We start from the raw sequence: 18,354 nt of genomic DNA on the forward strand, positions 1-18,354 counted from the left end.
GTCGGGTCGGCAGGCGACTCGTCAACGCCCCGACGGGTCGGTCATTCCTGACAAAGTCGGGTCAGCCGGCGACTCGACGACGGGTGGCGATGAGCTGGCGCAGCCGCTCGGTGCGCTGCCGCTGCGGTCGGCTGCGCTGGCGGACCGCGCGGGCACCCGCCAACTCGGCCAGCAACTGCAGGCGGCGGCGGCTGCGATCGGGGTCCTGTCGCGGAGTGGTCCAGGCCATAGTGCCGAGCGTGCCGAGTCTCGGCGGCCACGTCAAGACGGCGTTCGCTACGCAGCCAACCGGGCACACGGCGCAGTCATCGGCTGCCGTCTCGAGGCCCGCCGCGCCGGTCACCACAACGGCAGATCACCACGACGGCCAGTCACCACAGCGGCCAGTCACCACCGGTGGCCCAGCGGACCGCCACCACGGCGGCGGCGATGCTCCAGCCACCCGCCGTGACGATGGCGACTCCGGTGGCAACCCCGCGATCGCCGTAGCGGACCAGCACCAGCGCGGTCAGCCACGCCAGCAACCCGGCAAACAACGTCCACCACGCGTAGCTGGTCACATCGGTGCCGAGCAGGCCGAACAGCAGCAACCAGCTGGCCGCCGCGCCGCCCCCGGCGGCGACACCGCCGCCGGTGATCGGGTGCGGCTCGCGGTAGGTGGGCCGCGACGGGGGCCCGGCCGGAAAGAGCCCCGACGGGGTACGCGCCAACGACCGTGCGGCGGCACCGGGATCCGGGCCAGGATCGGGTTGGGCGATGCTCACCGTCGCTGCCCTCCCTCACGCGCGCGCCACTCGTGCTCACGGTACCGGCTCTGCCAGGATGACCGGATGCCCTCGCCGACGATCAGCCGCCGCGTGCGTCCGGCGTACCCGATCATGCTGCTGCTCGCCCCGGTGCTGGCCGCGGGCTGCGCGACCACCCGGCCAGGCGCGCCGGCCGACGGCGCGGCACCGACGCCGCCGGCGGTCTGGGCGACCGCCGACCAGCCGGTGTCGCCGTCGGCCACGCCGACGGCGCCCGTTCCAGCCCGCCCGGCGCCGTCGTCGGCCAGACCGTCGGCGCCGCTACCTCGCACGGGCCTGCGGCACGTCTTTCCGGTACGCGCCGACAACGTGGACTATCACCCGACGCACGGGGCATACCCCGCCACGGATCTCTTCGCCGACTGCGGTGAGCCGTTTGTCGCGGTGACCGACGGGAAGGTGCTGGAGGTGAGTCGCGTCGACAGGTACACGAAGCGTGGGCCGCAGGGCCCGGAGAACGGCGGCCTGTCGGTCTCCCTGCTCGGCGACGACGGGGTGCGTTACTACGGCTCGCACCTGAGCGTCGTGTCCAGCGGTGTCGACGCCGGGGTCCGCGTCCGCGCCGGGCAGCAGCTCGGCAAGGTGGGGCGCACCGGCAACGCCAACAACGTCTGCCATGTGCACTTCGGCATCTCGCCGCCGTGTCCGGGCAAGGACGGCTGGTGGATCCGGCGCGGGGTGCTCTGGCCGGCCCGTTACCTGGATTCCTGGCGGAACGGCGGCAATCGGGAACCAGCCGCCGAGGTCGTCACGTGGCAACGCAAAAACGGCTGCCCGAAGGCGCCCTGACGTGACGAGCACCCGGGATCCCATCGCCGACCTGCGCCGGATCGCGTTCCTGTTGGAGCGGGCGAACGAGGCCACGTATCGGGTACGCGCCTTTCGGTCGGCGGCGAAGGCGCTGGCTGGCCTGCCGGCTGCCGAGGTGGCCGAGCTGGCCGGCAACGGCACGCTCACCAAGCTGGCCGGAGTCGGTGACGTCACGGCCCGCTGCGTGGCGGAGTCGCTGGCCGGTGAGGAGCCGGTCTACCTGCGCCGGCTGGTGGCGACCGAGGGCAGTGATCTGGACGCCGAGGCGACGGCGCTGCGCACCGCCCTGCGAGGTGACTGTCACACCCACTCGGACTGGTCCGACGGTGGCTCGCCCATCGAGGAGATGGCACTGGCGGCGGTGGAGTTGGGCCACGAGTACATGGTGTTGACCGACCACTCGCCCCGGCTGAAGGTGGCCCGGGGGCTGACCGCCGACCGGCTGCGCCGGCAGCTCGACCATGTGGCGCAGGTCAACGCGGCACTGCCGGAGGGTTTCCGGATCCTCACGGGGATCGAGGTGGACATCCTCGCCGACGGCTCGTTGGATCAGGACGATGAGCTGCTGGCCCGGCTGGACGTGGTGGTCGGGTCGGTGCACAGCGGCCTGAACGACGAGCGGTCGAAGATGACCCGACGGATGCTGACCGCGGTCGCCAACCCGCACCTGGACATCCTCGGCCACGTCACCGGCCGGATGGTGTCGTCCCGGCCAGCCGGGGTGACCGGTCCGGGTGACCGGGGGCACCGCGCCCGGACCCGGGCGGAGAGCGACTTCGACGCGGACGCCGTCTTCGCCGCCTGCGCCGAGCACGACACCGCCGTCGAAATCAACTCCCGGCCGGAGCGGCAGGATCCGCCGAAGCGCCTGATCCGCCGCGCGCTGGAAGCTGGCTGCCGGTTCGCCATCGACACGGACGCGCACGCGCCCGGCCAACTCGACTGGCAGCGGTTCGGCTGCGAGCGGGCGGCACGCTGCGGCGTCCCCGCCGACCGCGTGATCAACACCTGGTCGGCGGAGCAACTGGTCGAGTGGACGCGCGACCGCGGCTGATCGACTCGGCTGTCAGCGGCCGGCAGGCTCGGCGGCGGGTGCGGCGGGTGCGCCGACCCCGACCACCGGGCGGGGCTTCCGACGACCGAACAGACCCTGCGCGACCGCGACCCCCAACAGCACGATGAGCGCGCCGACCGGTTGGTGCCAGTTGAGTCGCTCGTCGAGCGCCACGGCTCCGATCAGCACCGCGAAGATCGGGATCAGGTACGTGACGGTGGACGCGGTACTCGCGCCGGCCAACCGGATGTTGCGCATGTTGATGACGAAAGCGAGGCCCGTGCCGAGCGCGCCGAGAGTCAGCACGCTGGCCACCACCCCGAGCGACAACTCGGTGGGCAGCGGCGGCAGGCCGGCGACGAACGGGGTGACGATGGCCAGTTGCCCGGCGGCGAGCAGAAGCTGCGCGGCGGAGAGCGACAGGCCGGAGTACGCGCTGCCGGCGACGAACCTCTTCTGGTACGGGATGGCGACGCCGTAGCAGGCAGCCGCGCCGAAGCACATCAGTTGCCCGGTGAAGTGCGCCCCGCCGATGCCCTCCCAGACCCCCAGCACCACCAGCACCCCGAGGAAGCCCAGCCCGAGCCCGACCCCGCGACGCGCGGTCAACCGCTCGGTGCGGAAGACCAGCACCGCCAGCGGCAGCACGATCAGAGGCGTGGTCGCGTTCCAGATGCCCGCCAGCATCGACTCGACCCGCTGCTCGCCGTAGCCGAACAGGGTGAACGGCACAGCCACACCGAACGCGGCGACGACAGTCAGGTGCGCCCAGACCCGGGGCTCGCGGGGCAGCCGGTCGCGGAGCACGGCGAGGACGACCAGCAGGGTCAGCGCGCCGGCGACGACCCGGTAGAGAGTGAGCTGGACCGGGTGCAGCTCGGCCACCCCGATCTTGATGAACAGGAAGCTGGAACCCCAGATCGCGGCGAGGGCGATGAAGCCCGGCAGCCAGGCGCGAGCCGGTGCCTTGTCAGGAGTGATGTCGGCAGTCACCCCTGACACTCTGCCGGAACCCACCGACAAAGTCGCGCGCCTTTCGGACGCCGCGCTCCCCGCCACGACGGTGGCCTGAACACGACAAACGTCGTCGACACGGGGGCCGGGTGGTCACGTAGGGTCGCAGCGTGGGACGAATTGATGAACTCGCCAACCGTTACGTGGCCGAGTGGGCGCCGTTGAGCCCCACCGGCGCGACCTTCGTCGGCATCGCCGGCCATGACGACCAGCTCGACGACCTCTCGCCCGAGGGTTACCAGGCGCGCGCGGACCTCACCCGCCGGACGCTCGCCGAACTGGAGGTGACCGAACCGCAGACCGAGTCGGAACGCACCGCCAAGGAGGCCATGCAGGAACGGCTCGGCCTGGACCTGGCCCGGTACGACGCCGGCGAGACGACAAGCGAAATCAGCGTGATCGAGAGCGGACTCCACGAGATCCGCATGGTGTTCGACCTGATGCCAACCGCGACCAGCGACGAGCAGGCCAACATCGCCGCCCGGCTCAACAGCTTCGGCGGCGCGCTCGAGAGCTACAAGACCACGCTGCGCGAGGCGCTCGCCGCCGGTCGGGTCAGCTCGAAGGTGCAGCTGGTCGAGGTGGCCAAGCAGTGCGACATCTGGGTCGACCCGACCGGGGACAACTTCTTCCACGGTCTGGTGGAGCGACTGGGCGCTGAGGGCACGCTCGGCGCCGACCTGCGTCGGGGTGCGGCCGCGGCGACCGCGGCGACCGCCGAGTTCGGCCAGTTCCTGCGTACCGAGCTGGCCCCGCACGGGCGGGACAAGCAGGCGGCCGGACGGGAGCGCTACGAGCTCGCCTCGCAGTACTTCCTCGGCGCCAAGGTCGACCTGGACGAGACGTACGCCTGGGGCTTCGCGGAACTTGCCCGCCTGGAGGCGGAGATGCGGGTCGTCGCGGGGCGCATCGCCGGCTCCGGTGCCACCGTCGACGAGGCCGTGGCCAAGTTGGACGCCGACCCGGCCCGGACCATCCAGGGCAAGGAGGCGTTCCGAGACTGGATGCAGGCGCTCGCCGACAAGGCGATCTCCGAACTGCACGACACCCACTTCGACATTCCGGAGCAGGTCCGCCGCATCGAGTGCTGCCTCGCCCCGACCAGCGACGGTGCCATCTACTACACCGGGCCGAGTGAGGACTTCTCCCGCCCGGGCCGGATGTGGTGGGCGGTGCCGCAGGGCATCACCGACTTCTCCACCTGGCGAGAGGTGACCACGGTCTACCACGAGGGCGTGCCGGGTCACCACCTCCAGGTGGCGCAGACCGCCGTCCGGGCCGACCTGCTCAACCGCTGGCAGCGGCTGCTCTGCTGGGTCTCCGGGCACGGCGAGGGCTGGGCGCTCTACTCGGAGCGGCTGATGGACGAGCTGGGTTACCTGGAAGACCCGGGCGACAAGCTGGGCATGCTCGACGGTCAGGCGATGCGCGCAGCACGGGTGATCGTCGACATCGGCATGCACCTGGAGCTGGAGATCCCCAAGGACAATCCGTTCGGCTTCCACCCGGGCGAGCGGTGGACGCCCGAACTGGGCTGGGAGTTCATGCGGGCGCACTGCCGGGTGCCGGACGAGAATCTGCGCTTCGAGCTGAACCGCTACCTGGGCTGGCCGGGGCAGGCACCTTCGTACAAGGTGGGTGAGCGGATCTGGCTCCAGGCCCGGGAGGACGCCAAGGCCCGCAAGGGTGCCGATTTCGACCTGCGCGAGTTCCACCGGCAGGCGTTGGACCTGGGCGCTCTTGGTCTCGACCCGCTGCGGAAGGCGCTGGCCCGGCTCTGATTCACCAACGGTTCCAGGCGCCGGCGGTACGACGACCCGCCGGCGCCGGGGCCATCGGACCGACGTGCCGTTCAGCCGAGGGTCAGCGCCAACGCCGGTCGGGCGGTCAGCGTGTCACTGGTGACGTACGCCAGATCGATGACCGGGTCGGTGAACGTGATCGGAACGGGCGAGGTGATCGGAATGCCGTTCGGCAGCGGCAGATCCGGCGTCAGCGTGACCTTGATGCCGAGCAGCCGGCCGACGAACCGGGTGGCATAGAAGGCCACGTCACCACTGACGGTCAGCCGGTCGGTCGCGTACCTCTGGTTGCGCCCCTCGGGGCCGTCGGCGCTCAGCAGGAAGTCGTCGGTCACCGCCTCCCGCATGCTGAACTTCAGCACCTTGAGGTCGCCCTTCACCGTGCTCAGGTCGGTGATCCCCTCGAACCGCAACCCGGTCATCCGGACCGACGACCCGGTGAGCTTGGACGGCGTCTGAGCCACCACCGGCAGGCCCGGATCGGCGGCGATACGCGGCAGCGGCTTGCCCGGCTCCACCGTGCCCGGCTCGTCGGGTGCCGTCCCGCCGGGCTTGCCCGGGGTCGTCGTGCCCGGCTTGCCCGGGGTGCCTGGGGTCGCCCCCGGGCAGTTGGGGAAGCCGGGGCGGGTCGTCGGCGTGGCTGTTGGGCTCGTCGACGGTGTCGGGGTTTCCCCGCGGCGTCCACCACCGAGCAGATCACCGATTCCGTCCAGGATGTCGGTGATCACGTTGCCGCCCCGCCCCGGGCTCGGGGTCGGGGTCGGCGTGGCCGCGCTGCGGCTGGGCGACGGACTACCGGACCGGGACGGGGTAGGGCAGGCGGTCGCGGCCGACCGACCCGGGGCGGCCTGCACCGGCCGGGGCTGGATGGCCAGTCCGACGGCGGCCAGACCGAGCACCACGAGAACAATGCCGAAGGCTCGCGGGTCAGCGGAACGTCCCGGCCACTCGGGCGGCGCGCCCTCGTCGGACGCCTGCGCCGCCGTAGGGCGATCGCCCGGCGCGACATCGGCCCGCGCGACGTCTGGCTGCACGACGTCGGCCTGCGCGGCGTCGGCCTGCGCGGCGTCGGGCTGCGCGACGTCTGGCTGCACGACGTCGGCCTGCGCGGCGTCGGGCTGCGCGACGTCGGCCTGTGGTGTGGGGGAGGGTGCGGGTCGGGTCGGCGTCCAGGCGAAGGCGAGAGCGCTGCCGACGATGCCGAGCAACAGACCAACGAAGAAGCCGCCGAGGTTGAGCCCGATCAGCGAGTACACCGCGGTCACCGCCGCGGCGACCGAGTAGAACAGGCGCTGTGCCGGAGTGAACCAGAGCAGCAGGCCACAGGTCACCAGGATGACCGGGATCAACAGCGAGAGCAGGCCGCTCGCCCCACTGTGGAAGCTGAGGCCGTTGAGGGTCATCCGGGTGGAAGCGAACATCTCCAGCCCGGCCAGGGCGGTGAGCAGGCCACCCCAGAACGGTCGGCTGCGCTGCCAGCGGCGGAAGAGCCGCCACGCCTGAGCCGGACCGCCGGGCCGGGCGTGCGACGGGTTGGCGGTTGTCACGTACTCCTCCTGACCGAGCGGGGACGGGGACACGGTCCGGGCCCGCAGCGCCGGGCACCGTGCGGATGATCCACTCCACTTCGGCGATGTGGCGGCATCCCTCCTCGAGGACACCGCAACATCGGCGAGCTGGAGTTGATCACTGCCCGGCGCCCCCGTGGCCTGGCGGCGGACGGCCTCGGCGTGCGCGTCGGGCGGTCACTGACCAGCGGTGCCCTCGGCCGATGGCCACCGACCAGCAGCGGCCTCAGCGGACGGCCACCGACCAGCAGCGAGTTCGACGACGAGGACACCGCCGGCGACCTTCGGGTGCACGCAGGTGACTCGCGAATCCGCGATGGGGCACCGCCGGCAGCGGTGGGGAACCGTGGGCCACGGCTCACCTCAGAAGCACTCCTTGCCCTTGGCGTCTTCGCCCACGTTGACCTTCAGCCGAAGGCCGACCAGGTTGAAGGTGGCCGCCGTGGTGTAGCGGGACACCTGCTGCAGGTTGGTGATGGTGACGTGGTCGGAGTTCTGGCCGAACGACCCGGCCTGCGCCGTCGGGTTCAGGTCGGTGGCGTCCCGACCAATCTTGATGTTGGTGAAGGTCGCGTTGCCGTTCAACGAGTCCATCGCGATCAGCAGGTCCTTGGCCCGGGCGGGTTCCTTGCCCTCACCAGCGTTGATGGTGAGCACCACCGGCAGGCCGGGCAGGTCGGCGCGGACGGACTGGCAGAGGCTGTACAGCTCGGCGCTGCTGATCTCGGAGAGAGCGATCGGGTGGACCTGTCCGGATTTTCCGTCCTTGCCCTTCTCCCGGACGATGCCGCCGTACTGCTTGAAGCCGTCGCCCTCGAGGCGGTCGGCACCGATCTTGAATGTCTGTCCGGAGACCGTGATGTCGGACGCGATCGCGCCGGTCGACATTCCGAACAGGATGGCGCCCGCGGCGGCCGTGGCGGGCACCATCATGGCGGCGAACCGCCGCCATCGGGTACGACCCTGATTGTCGAACCGATCCTGCACGGGTTCCTCCTCGAGGTGGATGCGCGCGGGTCGCCGGTCTTGATCTGGCGGCCCTGCGCCGGGCCCGTCATCTGTTACCGGCGGGTAACGATCGGGCTTGATGGTGCACCCGTTGGGGCGTAGCTCACAAGCCCTCGATTACTCGGCGGTAACAGAAGGGCGATCCAGCAGTAGCGCGGCGTCACGCCGAGTCGGGATGACCGGATGAGCAAGCGGTCAAATCACCAGGAAAGGTGTCGCAATCAGCAGATTCGGATGCGGACCGTGACGATGCATTGACGGATTACAATAATGTAACGGATGTAAAGCACGCCTCCGCACCAGCAGGCGTCACCCGGCGCGCGCAGACCGTTCGGGTCGGCCGACCCAGCCGAACATCCCGACGACCGAGGAGCCGGTCGATCCCGACAGGTCCCCGAATGCCCTACTGTTTCGGCGTGAATCTGAACGACGTGCGGCGCGACTGGACCAAGCTCGGCACCGAGGATCCACTCTGGGCCGTCCTCGTCCAACCCGGCAAGCGTGGCGGGCGGTGGGACGTCGAGGAGTTCCTGGCCACCGGCCGCACCGATGTCGAAGAGACCAGCGGGCAGCTCCGCCGCCTGGGCCTGCCCACTCGCTGGGAACGGGTGCTGGATTTCGGCTGCGGCGCCGGGCGACTGTCGCAGGCGCTCGCTCCGCACGCTGACGAAGTCGTCGGCGTGGACATCGCTCCGCCCATGCTGGAGACCGCCCGACAGCTCGACCGGAGCGCCGGGAACATCCGGTTCGTCCTCAACGACGCACCAGACCTGAGCCAGTTCCCCGACGGTCACTTCGACCTGGTCTACAGCACCCTGGTGCTGCAGCATCTGCCGCGCCCCGCCATCGACAACTACCTGGCCGAGTTCCTGCGCGTCCTGCGTCCCGGCGGCATTGCCGTTGTGGGGCTACCGACGGAGTTGGCGCGTACGGCAAAGGGTTTCATCTGGCAGGTGGTGCCCTTCCGGCTGATCAGCTGGGCACAGCGTCACCTGCTCAAATATCCGGCGCCGATGAAGATGACCGTCGTGCCGCATGCCGACATGGTTGAGCTGATGGACGCGCACGGCGGGGACATCGTCGGGCAGTGGCGCGACCTGCCGTACAGCGAAGATTGGGTCTGCACGCGGTACGCGGTACGCCGCGCCTAGCCGTCCGACCGCACCCGGCGCGACCTCGAACATGACCGGGCCGGCCGACCCGAGGGCCGGCCGGCCCGGTCAGGTCGGCGTGCGGTGGTGAGGCGATGTGGCGGTGTTACGGCTCGCTGCGCTCCACAGCGTGGCGCCCTCCGGCCGGCACCGTGGGCTCGTCGACCGGCTCCGAGGACGCCTGCGACGGCAGGTCGGTCGTCGGCTGGTCGCCGGTTTCCACCAGTGCCGCTTCGGGCCCGCGGCGAGCTGCGCGGATGACGAGGTACAGACCCAGCAGCACCAGGGCGAGGCCGAGGAGCCCGAGGACGATCGGCACCACCGTGGTCAGCAGGTTGATCTGATCACGCGCGTCCTTGGCAGCCTTGGCCTGCTGCTTCTGGGTGTCCTCGGTGAAGGCGAGGTCGGCGTCGATGATCTTGAGCTTGTCCGGGCCGGTCCCGTCGCGGAGGGTCTGCAGCTGCTTCTCCTGGCCCTTGACGATCACGCCACTGTCGGGCTCCACCCACAGCGTGCGGGTGTTGGCGTAGTAACGGCCGGCGTTGACAGCCGGCTCGCTCGAACCCAGCAGGCTGCCGGGGACCTTGATCTCGCTGATCTTGATCGGCTCGACCGTCATCTCGAACTTGTAGACGGTCAGCCCCTGCAACTTCTCGGTGCTCACGTACTTGGCGGGGTACGCCTTCCGAGCGGTGTTGTCGAAGTACTGATAGGTCTTCTTCTCCGTGCCGAACGGGAAGGTGTACGTCAGGCCCTCATGCTTGAAGGCCGCGCCGTTGATGTCCTCGGCACAGCAGGCGACAGCCATCGCCGTCCGCCGGTCCAGGGCCACCCGGTCCGTACTGACCGTGATCTCCTTCTTGCTGGCATCGTCGATCACCCGGACACCGACGTTGAAGACCGCCCGGTCGGCGTTGCCGTCCTTGACATCACCCCGGACGGCACGATGGGCGGTCAGGTTGACCGCGGTTCGCTCCGACAGTGTGCCGAAATCGAGGACGGTCGCGTTCTGGGCCTTCGAGATCGTCACCGAACTCTGGTCCAGGGGCACCTTGACGAGAGCGGGCGCGACGGCCAGCGGCGTCGCCACGGCCCCGACGATCAGGAACGCGCCCGCCGCCACCAAGATGGCACCCGACGTAGGTCGCATGTAACTCCTCCCCTTGTAATGGTCGACTAGTCGGCTGACAGTACATGACGGGACCGTTTTCGGATATGGTCCGACGCGGCCTCCTGAGCCGTACCGACCACGGTCGGATGCGGCCGTCCGGCTGCCACAACAAATGGGATGTCGAGGACCTGTGAGCCGACCTGTCAAAGCAACCCCGATCAACGGGGAGCGTCATCGTTCCGAGCCGAATACCGGCCGTACTGATGGCTGGTTACCCGCTCTGGAAGGCCTTCGGGCCGTGGCGGTACTCGGGGTGCTCGTCCACCATGTGTCCTTTCTCAGCGGGCTGACCAACTCGTACGGCCGCTTCGGAGATGTGCTGGCCAGGCTGGATGTGGGCATCGCGATCTTCTTCGCGCTGTCCGCCTTCCTGCTCTACCGGCCATTCGCGCGTGCCGCTATTCATTCGCAGCCACAGCCGCCGGTTCGGGCATACCTCTGGCACCGCGCAGTGCGCATCTTGCCCGGGTACTGGGCAATGGCGGTTGTCGCACTGACGTGGCTCAACATCGATTACCTCAGGTCACTGTGGGACTGGGCAATCCCCCTCCTGTTGGTGCACATTTATCAGCCATTGCGGCTGCCGGTCGGTATGGAGCAGACCTGGAGCCTCGCCACCGAAGCGACCTTCTACCTGGCGCTGCCGGTGATCGCGGTGCTCGGCCGGCACCTGGGTGGTCGGAACCCGCTGGCGCGGGCGCGGCGCCAACTGGCACTCGGCATCGCACTCGTTGTGGCCGGCCTCGTCTGGAACGTCTACGCGCACGGCCAGAACGCGCCCCTACCGGGGTTGTCGTGGCTCTGGCTGCCGGCCTTCCTGGACTGGTTCGGCATCGGCATCATGCTGGCCGTTCTCGCCTCGTGGCCTCCCAGCACCTCCTCCTCCCCGTTCCTCCCGGAGCTGGCCATGAACGGGTCCGACCGCCGCGAGGAGGACCTGTGGTCCGCCACGCCGCGCGGGCTCCGAGTCCTCACGTTCGCCCCCGGGACGTCGTGGCTCATCGCCGGCGCGCTGCTCTGGATCGCCAGCACGCCGATCGCCGGCCCCCGCGGGCTTGAGCCCGCCACCCCGGTCGAGTCGGTCACCGAACACCTGTTGTTCCTGCTCATCACGTGGTGCGTGATCGCCCCGCTCGTCGGCCGGGGTTCGGGCGGGGTGCCGCGTGCGCTCCTGCTGCAGCCGCTGGTCAGGTTCCTCGGTCGAATCTCCTACGGCATCTTCCTCTGGCACATCCTCGCCCTCGAGGCGTGCTTCCGACTGCTTGGATTGACCCGAATGCACAGCTCGTTCTGGGTGGTCCTGGCGCTGACTCTGGCCCTCACCATCCCGGCCGCGACCGCCAGCTACTACCTCATCGAGCGGCCGATGCAGCGGCTGCGGAGATTCCTGGAGAGGCGGGCCGCCGGCCGCGGGCCCGGAGCCGCGCCCGCCGTCCGTGCGGAAACGCCGACGCGGGTGCCAGTGCCGCAGGCCGCGGCGTCGGGCCCAGCCGAGCACCCGACCCTCCCGGCGCGACTCGTACTTCCCGCGGACCCTTCGGGAACGCAACACCAGGGCGGCGACAGCGACGAGAAGCAGGGCCGTCGGGAGCACGGCGAGTAGCTCAGCTACCGATTCGTTGCTGACGCGCCACAACCACCATCGCTCGGTCCCGTAGATCGCGAGGCCCGCGGCGGCTGGCACCCAGATCCACCCGGGGGTGGGCATTCGACGCCGGTGCAGCGCCACGACCACGACCGCGCAGCCAAGCCCGACCAGACCCCCGAGCAGCGCCGGTACGCCGACCGCGAGAAGCGGTGCGGTCGCCAGTGTGGATGGGACCACCGGGTACGACGGTCGATGGCGACGCGCGGGGAGCACGGCTGCCACGATCAACAGCAGGAGCAGACCTGCGGCGACAGCCAGGATGCGCTCGTACTGCATCCCGGGTGTGAAGTCGAGCTCGACCCGGCCGGCGGCCCCGGCCGGCACGAACCAGGCCTGCTTCCACCCGTCGACGCGGGTCGGTTGGAGCCGGACACCGTCCAGCGTGGCGCGCCAGCCGGCATTGGCGTTCTCCGGGACGACCAGATAGCTGCTGCCCCCCGGCCCGACCTCGACCGACCGATGCTGGTCGGTCCAGCTGAGCACCGCCGATGCCTGACGGGACGGCTCGACGGCCGCCCCGGAGGGTGTCTCGCCGCTGAGGATCACGCTGTCGACGACGAACCGGTCCGCCGGAGCGGAGACCTCGTTCGGGCCGGCGCGCAGCGGAACAAGGTCGGCGTTCGCCTTCGGCTTGGCCTTGGCGTTCGTCTCGATCGTGCAGGCGCGGTATCGCAGCGGCCGCAGATCCCGTAGGTCCCGCAGAGTGCCGGACAGGGTGGTCGGCACCGTTGCTCCGTTGACGACGACCGCCGGCCCCGCACCACACGGCAACGTCACGGCACGGTCCAGGCCGCGGGGCAGGTTGGCCGCGGGCAGACCCTCCACGTCCACACCGCTGAGGCCGACCGGGAGGGGCCGTGGCTCGAAGAACGCCGTCGAGCGACTGATCCGCGGCACCGTCGAGGTCACGGCCATGAAGAGGTTGCGCGTACGCAGGGCTGGGAAGCGGGCTACCCCGTCCGGGCCGACGGCCACTTCCCGGATACCGTCGTCGCCGGTGATCCGAAGCGTCCTCGGCGGTGCCGCGACGAGGGTCGCCGCAAACCGCAACCGCACCCAACTCACCTTGCGGGCCTTGGCCCACCGCAGTTCCACGGTCGGCTGCGGGTCGTTCGGGTCGGCCAACCACGCCGTTCCGTCGTCGCCGTCGCCCAACGCCCGCGCCGAGGCGACCGGGTCCGCGAACCAGGCGCTCGACGCGGTGAAGGTCTGCCCGCCCACCATCTCGTCGTAGACAGCGAGCGCGGTGGCCGGCGCGGCGCGGGCCATGCCGGTGAGGCTGACGGTGGTCGCGCTCGGCAGATCGAAGCGACGGGGCACCAGGCCGGCCTCCTCACCCTGGCGGATCAGGTCGGGCGCGCAGAGGTAGTTGTCGCCGGCGACGGCGCAGGCCGGTCGGTCGACGGCCTTTCGGGCCAGTGCGATGACCTCCGGCGCAGCGGTGGAGGCGGGCGCTGCCGGCAGCCGTAGGTAGCGCACCGGATTCACGCCCGGCACCCGCAGGTCCCGGAGCCCCGCGCGCCGCCCCGGCACGTCGAAGCCGGCGACGCCGTCGATCGTCACGCGAAGCCAGGTGGTACGCCCGGAGGGCAACGTCAACCGCAGCGGGGCTCGGCCCGCGCCGGTCACCTCGTGCACCACGGTCCCACCCTTGGTGCTGATCTCGACCCGGGTGACCCGAGCGCCGATGATCTCGTCGTCGACCACCTGCAGCTCCACCGAACCGGGCTGGATCGCTTCCGGGAAGCGGACCTCCAGCCACTGGCCCACCGGTTTCCGGGCACCGTCGGACAACCAGGCCGTACCGCTGTCGCCGTCCAGGGCCGCGAATGGGCCGGCGGACGGGTCACGCAGCCCGGCCGGGCCGGCGACGTCGGCCGCGCTGGACGAGACCCGCACGTCGGTCACCCCGGCATAGCCGGCCGAGGTGACCGACCCGTCCCAGGCGGGGTCGAGGATGTCGTGGACCGCGCGTACCTGGCGGGGCTGGTCCGCGGGGGTGAACGTCCGCGAGGTGTTGCCGCGCAGGAGTCCGAAGTCGACCTCCCGGCTGCGGAGGCTGTCGGCGAGCACCGTGCCGCCACCACCGGTAGCGACCGGGTCGTCACCGTTGAGGATCACCGGCCGGTTACCGAGGACACCGGCGTCGCTGAGATCCAGCAGCGTCTCCGGCGCGCCGACCAGGTCGAGCGGGTGCGCCGCGTCCGCCAGGCTGACCTGGGGGGTCGGCCGGTCCACCTGGTAGATCTCCACCGCCGGGTACGACTTGCGCAGCCCGTAGTCCCACGCCCCACCGAGATCCGGCGGCAGTCCGACGCTCGGCCCGAACTCGGCGGCTTTGAACAGCCCCGGTGTGCTGTCGAGGGTCCGATGCACCAGCAGCGGCCAGGCGATGGCGCCGACGGGTTGACGAAGGTCGTTGCGAACGAGCAGATAGCGCACGCCGAGCCGAGCGAGCACGTCGGCCAGGCCCGGCGAGACCGCGCCGGCGGCGAGCCGGTCGTCGATCGCAGAGAGCAGCCGCGCGTTTCCCGCGGAACCGGCCGGCACCAGCGAACGCACCGCCCACGGTGAGTCCAACAGGGGTTGGACCGGCTCGTCCAACGAGCGCCCCCAGTCGTACTCGGCGAAGTTGGACCCGGGCACCAGCAGCGTCGTACCGGGGCCCGCGTGCCGGTCGAGCCAACCGGTCGCCTGCCGCCAGTGCTCGGGCAGGGCTGGGAAACCGCCACCCGCCGTGAGGCCCGCACTACCCGCGCCGGTGCCGACCGCGACGAGCGCCACGGCGGTGATTCCCAGCGCCACCCGCCGGGGCGCCATCCCGGTGGGCCGGGAGAACCGGCGAATGACGGCGATCAGGCCGACGGTGTCCAGCATGTGCGCGGTGGCCAGAGCCAGTGGCAGGCGGATGACGACATCGAACTTGTGCAGGTTGCGGAGCGCGCCCAGTGGGCCGTCGAGCGCCTCCCGCACCGTCGCGGCGAAGGGAGCACCCCCGTCCGACAGGTTTCCCGCGGTCAGGGTCAGCAACCCGACCAGCGCCGCGATGAGGAGGAATCGTCGCTCCGGCAGGTCCCGACGGGCCAGGCCGGCCAGCCCGATGCAGGCGATCAGACCGGTGAGCAGGACCATCCAGGGCACGGTGACCAGTGACCAACCCGAGGGCCACCAGGGCACCCCGTCGACCGCCAGGTGGCCCACCCAGTGGGTGGCACCGCGGACGGCCTCCGGGAGGGTGGTCACTCCGGTCGTCACCGCCGCGCTCTCGGTGAAGGGCAGGAACGGGAAGCCGTACCTCTGCAGAAGCAGCAGCGGCGCGAGCCACCAGAAGGTGGCCGCCACCATCGCCACCGTCCAGCAGGCCAGCAGGCGGACACGCCGCTTTCCGGGGGCACGCGTCACCACGAAGAGAAAGGCCGGCAGTACGGCGCACGCGGCGGCCGCCCCGTTCGCTCCACCCATGCAGACCACCGCGAGTCCGCTGAGTGCGGCCGCCCGTCGCAGTGAGCCGCCCGCAGCTCCCTTGACCAGCGGCAGCAGCACCCACGGGGCGACGCAGTACGGCAGCAGCTCCAGTGAGACCGTGCCGACCAGGGTCAAGGCCCGAGGTGAGAGGGCGAACACCGCGCCGGCGACCAGGCGGGACGCCGGGCCACCGAGGTCGAGGGCGCGCGCCAGACGCACCACACCGGTGAGGGCGACGCAGAGCAGGGCCGCCATCCACAGGCGTTGGACGAGCCACGGCGGGAGGCCCACCGCCTCACCGAGGAGGAAGAACGGCCCCATCGGGAAGAAGTAGCCGACGGCCTGGTTCTGCAGGGTGCCGAACTGCCAGTCCGCGATCCACAGATGGGTGGCCCGGGCAAGGAACCCGCTCGGGTCCAGCGCCATGTCCAGCTTCGTCTCGGGCACGATGAGGCCCGGGCTCTGGGTTACGCACAGACCGATCAGCGCGAGACAGACCAGCAGCTCACGCAGGCGCCACACCGCCAGGGACACCGTCGCGGACGGTACGCCGGGGGTGCGACGAGCGGTCGACCAAGTGGTCAGCACTGCCGTACCGGAACTCCGGTGAGCAGTTCGTCGGGGCTGGCCTCCCGCTCGGTCACGGCGTCCTCGGGAACGCCCGCGTCGACCAGCACCTGCCGGATCGTCGCCGGATCAGCGCCCGGCACCAGGATCCACAGACTCCGCTCGTCGATGGCGACATGGCGGCTGTGCGGCAGAAGTGGGGCAACCCGGGCGAGGAGGCTGTCCGGCTGGTCAGTCCGGACCACGAGACAGGCGTCCCCCGGCGCCCACGGCACCGCTCGCGGCGTGAGCAGATCACCGAGGACCGCACGGACCCGTCGGCCGGTGTCGGCCCACCGGAACGTGTCGCTCCAACCACGGCACTCGCTCGCCATCCGGTCCGCCTCGGCCGGTGTCGCGACAGCGGTCAGCGCGCGGTCGAGACCGGCGGCAAGGTTGCCGGCGGGGTTCTCGCCCTCACTCACCAGCCACCCGGTCCGACCTGGTCGCACGGCGTCGCGAAGCCCGTCCACGTCGAAGGCGACCGTGGGCAGCCCGGCGGCGGCGGCCTCCACCACCACCAGGCCCCAGCCCTCGCCCCACGAACCGGAGACGTGCAGCCACGCGGCGGCCAACAACGCGTCCCGTTCGGCGGAAGGTAGGTGGCCGTGGACCGTCACCACGTCGGTCAGGCCACGCTCGTCGACCTGACGGCGGATCGTCTCCACGTCCGGCCCACCACCGACGATGTCCAGGCGCAGGTCGGGCCGGTCTGGCCGGAGCTGGTCGACGGCGTCGAGCACCAGATCCACCCGCTTGTGTCGGGTTACCCGACCGACGCAGACGAGTCGGGGTCGCTCGTCCCGCACCCCACCCCGGGGGTGGTCGCCTGTACGCGACGAGGCGTCAGCTCCGTTCGGCACCACGACCACCGGGCCAGCCCAGCGAAGCCGGTCACGAATGGCCGCGGCGGTCGAGGGTGAGACCGCGAGGGTCACGCAACGGCGGTAGACCCAGCGGGCGACGGGCCCCTCCAACCACGCCCCGAAGCGACCGACGAGCGGGCCGAAATACAGTCGGAACTGCCGGTCGTGCACATGGTGGATCACGCAGATCACCGGCACGCTGACCGGCAGGACCGCCGGGCTGAAGAACGGAATGCCGTTCTGGCAGTCCACGACGGCATCGAACTGACGCCGGTGCCGCAGCAACCAGCCCAGCACGCGAGGGTAGATGCTCCACCGGCCACCGGCCCGGACGAGTCGGATGCCGTCCCGTACCTCGTCGCCACGCTGGCCGGCCGGACGTGCCGTGACGAAGGTGACCTCCGCGCCGGCACTCACCAGGTCACGGGCGACCTGCCAGGCATACACCTCGGCACCCCCGGCGTCGGGATGCCAGGGGTCCTTCCAGTTGAGCACCGCGACCCGACGGCCCGCCACCGAGGCCTCGGTGGCGGGAACCGCAGCGACCCGGAATGATCCGACACTCACGGCCGCAATCCAACAGTCGCGGCGCCAGTTGTCACGTCGGGGGTCACCGCGATGGCGACGACCGGCATCGGCATGGTGGGAGCGACACTGGCACGGAGCCGCCACCGGATCTTCGCGACGTCCACAAAGCTCTGCCAGCCGTGGCGGACCGGTGAGAAGCGTGACCCGGGCACATCCACCCAGTTGACCGGGATCTCCACCAGCCGGGCGCCCGCCCGCTCGACGCGCCCCAGCACCTCCACGTCGAAGGCGAATCCACCGCACCGCAGTGGCGCGAACGCCCGTCGTGCGACATCGCCGCGGAAGAACTTGAACCCGCACTGCGTCTCACCCACGTTGCGCACGACCTGCCGGACCGCACCCCGGAACGCCACCGCGCCCCAGCGTCGGAGCAGGCTGTGCCGCTCCTCGACGACCGACTCCGGATGCGCACGGGAACCGACCACCACGTCGGCGCCCTCGACCAGGAGACTGAGCACCTGCCCGAGATTGTCCGGCGCGGTGGCCAGGTCCGCGTCGCAGAAGCCGACGTAGCGTGCACCGCTGGCCAGCACACCGGTACGCACCGCGAATCCCTTCCCTCGCTCGCCGCACCACAACAGCCGGACGGGGACCGTGCCGGGCAGGGCGGTCGCCACCACCTCGGCGGTTCCGTCGGTGCTGGCGTTGTCGACCACGGTCACCCGGCACGGCACACCGAGGCCGGCCAACGCCGCGCGGAGCAGGAGCAGAGTCGCCGGCAGGCGCTCCGCCTCGTTGAAGGCGGGCACCACGACGTCGAGTACGACCGCATCTGACGACACGTCAGGAGGTAGGAC

General features: G+C 70.8%; 13 protein-coding genes and 1 pseudogene. 5 read left to right on the forward strand and 9 right to left on the reverse strand.

Annotated elements, in window-relative coordinates:
• Positions 1-61 precede the first annotated feature (61 nt).
• On the reverse strand, positions 62-229 hold the full coding sequence (locus tag HNR20_RS13295) for a hypothetical protein (RefSeq protein WP_167454701.1): 168 nt from the start codon (positions 227-229) through the stop codon (positions 62-64).
• Positions 230-371: 142 nt separating this feature from the next.
• The gene (locus HNR20_RS13300; protein WP_373291025.1) at positions 372-764 is read right to left on the reverse strand and encodes a hypothetical protein; all 393 of its coding nucleotides are present in this window, start codon (positions 762-764) and stop codon (positions 372-374) included.
• Positions 765-878: 114 nt separating this feature from the next.
• Between HNR20_RS13300 and HNR20_RS13305 the strand changes: the two genes are divergently transcribed.
• Positions 879-1,595 carry a M23 family metallopeptidase gene (locus HNR20_RS13305; protein ID WP_373291032.1) on the forward strand — a complete coding sequence of 239 codons (717 nt, stop codon included), beginning with the start codon at positions 879-881 and terminating at the stop codon, positions 1,593-1,595.
• A 1-nt stretch (position 1,596) separates the two neighbouring features.
• Positions 1,597-2,670 (forward strand): PHP domain-containing protein, encoded by a 1,074-nt coding sequence (locus HNR20_RS13310; RefSeq protein ID WP_184179567.1) that lies wholly within the window; start codon positions 1,597-1,599, stop codon positions 2,668-2,670.
• Between the two features lie 12 nt (positions 2,671-2,682).
• Here the strand turns inward: HNR20_RS13310 and HNR20_RS13315 are convergent, their stop codons facing one another.
• The gene (locus HNR20_RS13315; RefSeq protein WP_184179571.1) at positions 2,683-3,663 is read right to left on the reverse strand and encodes a DMT family transporter; all 981 of its coding nucleotides are present in this window, start codon (positions 3,661-3,663) and stop codon (positions 2,683-2,685) included.
• Between the two features lie 131 nt (positions 3,664-3,794).
• Between HNR20_RS13315 and HNR20_RS13320 the strand changes: the two genes are divergently transcribed.
• Positions 3,795-5,465, forward strand: coding sequence for a DUF885 domain-containing protein (locus tag HNR20_RS13320; protein WP_184179574.1), 1,671 nt, complete (start codon positions 3,795-3,797; stop codon positions 5,463-5,465).
• A gap of 71 nt (positions 5,466-5,536) precedes the next feature.
• On the opposite strand, the gene HNR20_RS13325 is transcribed toward HNR20_RS13320, so the two are convergent.
• Positions 5,537-7,033 (reverse strand): DUF6114 domain-containing protein, encoded by a 1,497-nt coding sequence (locus tag HNR20_RS13325; RefSeq protein WP_184179577.1) that lies wholly within the window; start codon positions 7,031-7,033, stop codon positions 5,537-5,539.
• A 384-nt stretch (positions 7,034-7,417) separates the two neighbouring features.
• Entirely contained in the window at positions 7,418-8,041 is a 624-nt protein-coding gene (locus HNR20_RS13330) for a DUF6230 family protein (protein ID WP_184179580.1), read from the reverse strand.
• Between the two features lie 437 nt (positions 8,042-8,478).
• Here HNR20_RS13330 and HNR20_RS13335 point away from each other — a divergent pair, with 437 nt between their 5' ends.
• Positions 8,479-9,213 (forward strand): class I SAM-dependent methyltransferase, encoded by a 735-nt coding sequence (locus HNR20_RS13335; protein ID WP_221309795.1) that lies wholly within the window; start codon positions 8,479-8,481, stop codon positions 9,211-9,213.
• A gap of 106 nt (positions 9,214-9,319) precedes the next feature.
• On the opposite strand, the gene pgfA is transcribed toward HNR20_RS13335, so the two are convergent.
• The gene (gene pgfA / locus HNR20_RS13340) at positions 9,320-10,363 is read right to left on the reverse strand and encodes a cell envelope lipid trafficking protein PgfA (RefSeq protein ID WP_184179586.1); all 1,044 of its coding nucleotides are present in this window, start codon (positions 10,361-10,363) and stop codon (positions 9,320-9,322) included.
• Positions 10,364-10,496: 133 nt separating this feature from the next.
• On the opposite strand from pgfA, the gene HNR20_RS32900 reads away from it, so the two are divergent.
• Positions 10,497-11,987 carry an acyltransferase family protein gene (locus tag HNR20_RS32900; RefSeq protein ID WP_373291033.1) on the forward strand — a complete coding sequence of 497 codons (1,491 nt, stop codon included), beginning with the start codon at positions 10,497-10,499 and terminating at the stop codon, positions 11,985-11,987.
• An 873-nt stretch (positions 11,988-12,860) separates the two neighbouring features.
• On the opposite strand, the pseudogene HNR20_RS32980 reads toward HNR20_RS32900, so the two are convergent.
• From HNR20_RS32980 to HNR20_RS13355, 3 genes and pseudogenes are all read right to left on the reverse strand, one after another.
• A pseudogene (locus HNR20_RS32980) lies at positions 12,861-16,085 on the reverse strand (alpha-(1->3)-arabinofuranosyltransferase); the annotation flags it as partial.
• Complete coding sequence (locus HNR20_RS13350) at positions 16,079-17,536, reverse strand: glycosyltransferase family 4 protein (protein ID WP_221309796.1); 1,458 nt, start codon at positions 17,534-17,536, stop codon at positions 16,079-16,081. The gene HNR20_RS13350 and the pseudogene HNR20_RS32980, both read right to left, overlap by 7 nt.
• Positions 17,533-18,339 (reverse strand): glycosyltransferase, encoded by an 807-nt coding sequence (locus tag HNR20_RS13355; RefSeq protein ID WP_221309797.1) that lies wholly within the window; start codon positions 18,337-18,339, stop codon positions 17,533-17,535. Before HNR20_RS13355 ends, HNR20_RS13350 begins: the two co-directional genes overlap by 4 nt.
• Positions 18,340-18,354 lie beyond the last annotated feature (15 nt).

It is taken from the genome of Micromonospora parathelypteridis (assembly GCF_014201145.1).
In the GTDB taxonomy this organism is placed as follows: domain Bacteria; phylum Actinomycetota; class Actinomycetes; order Mycobacteriales; family Micromonosporaceae; genus Micromonospora; species Micromonospora parathelypteridis.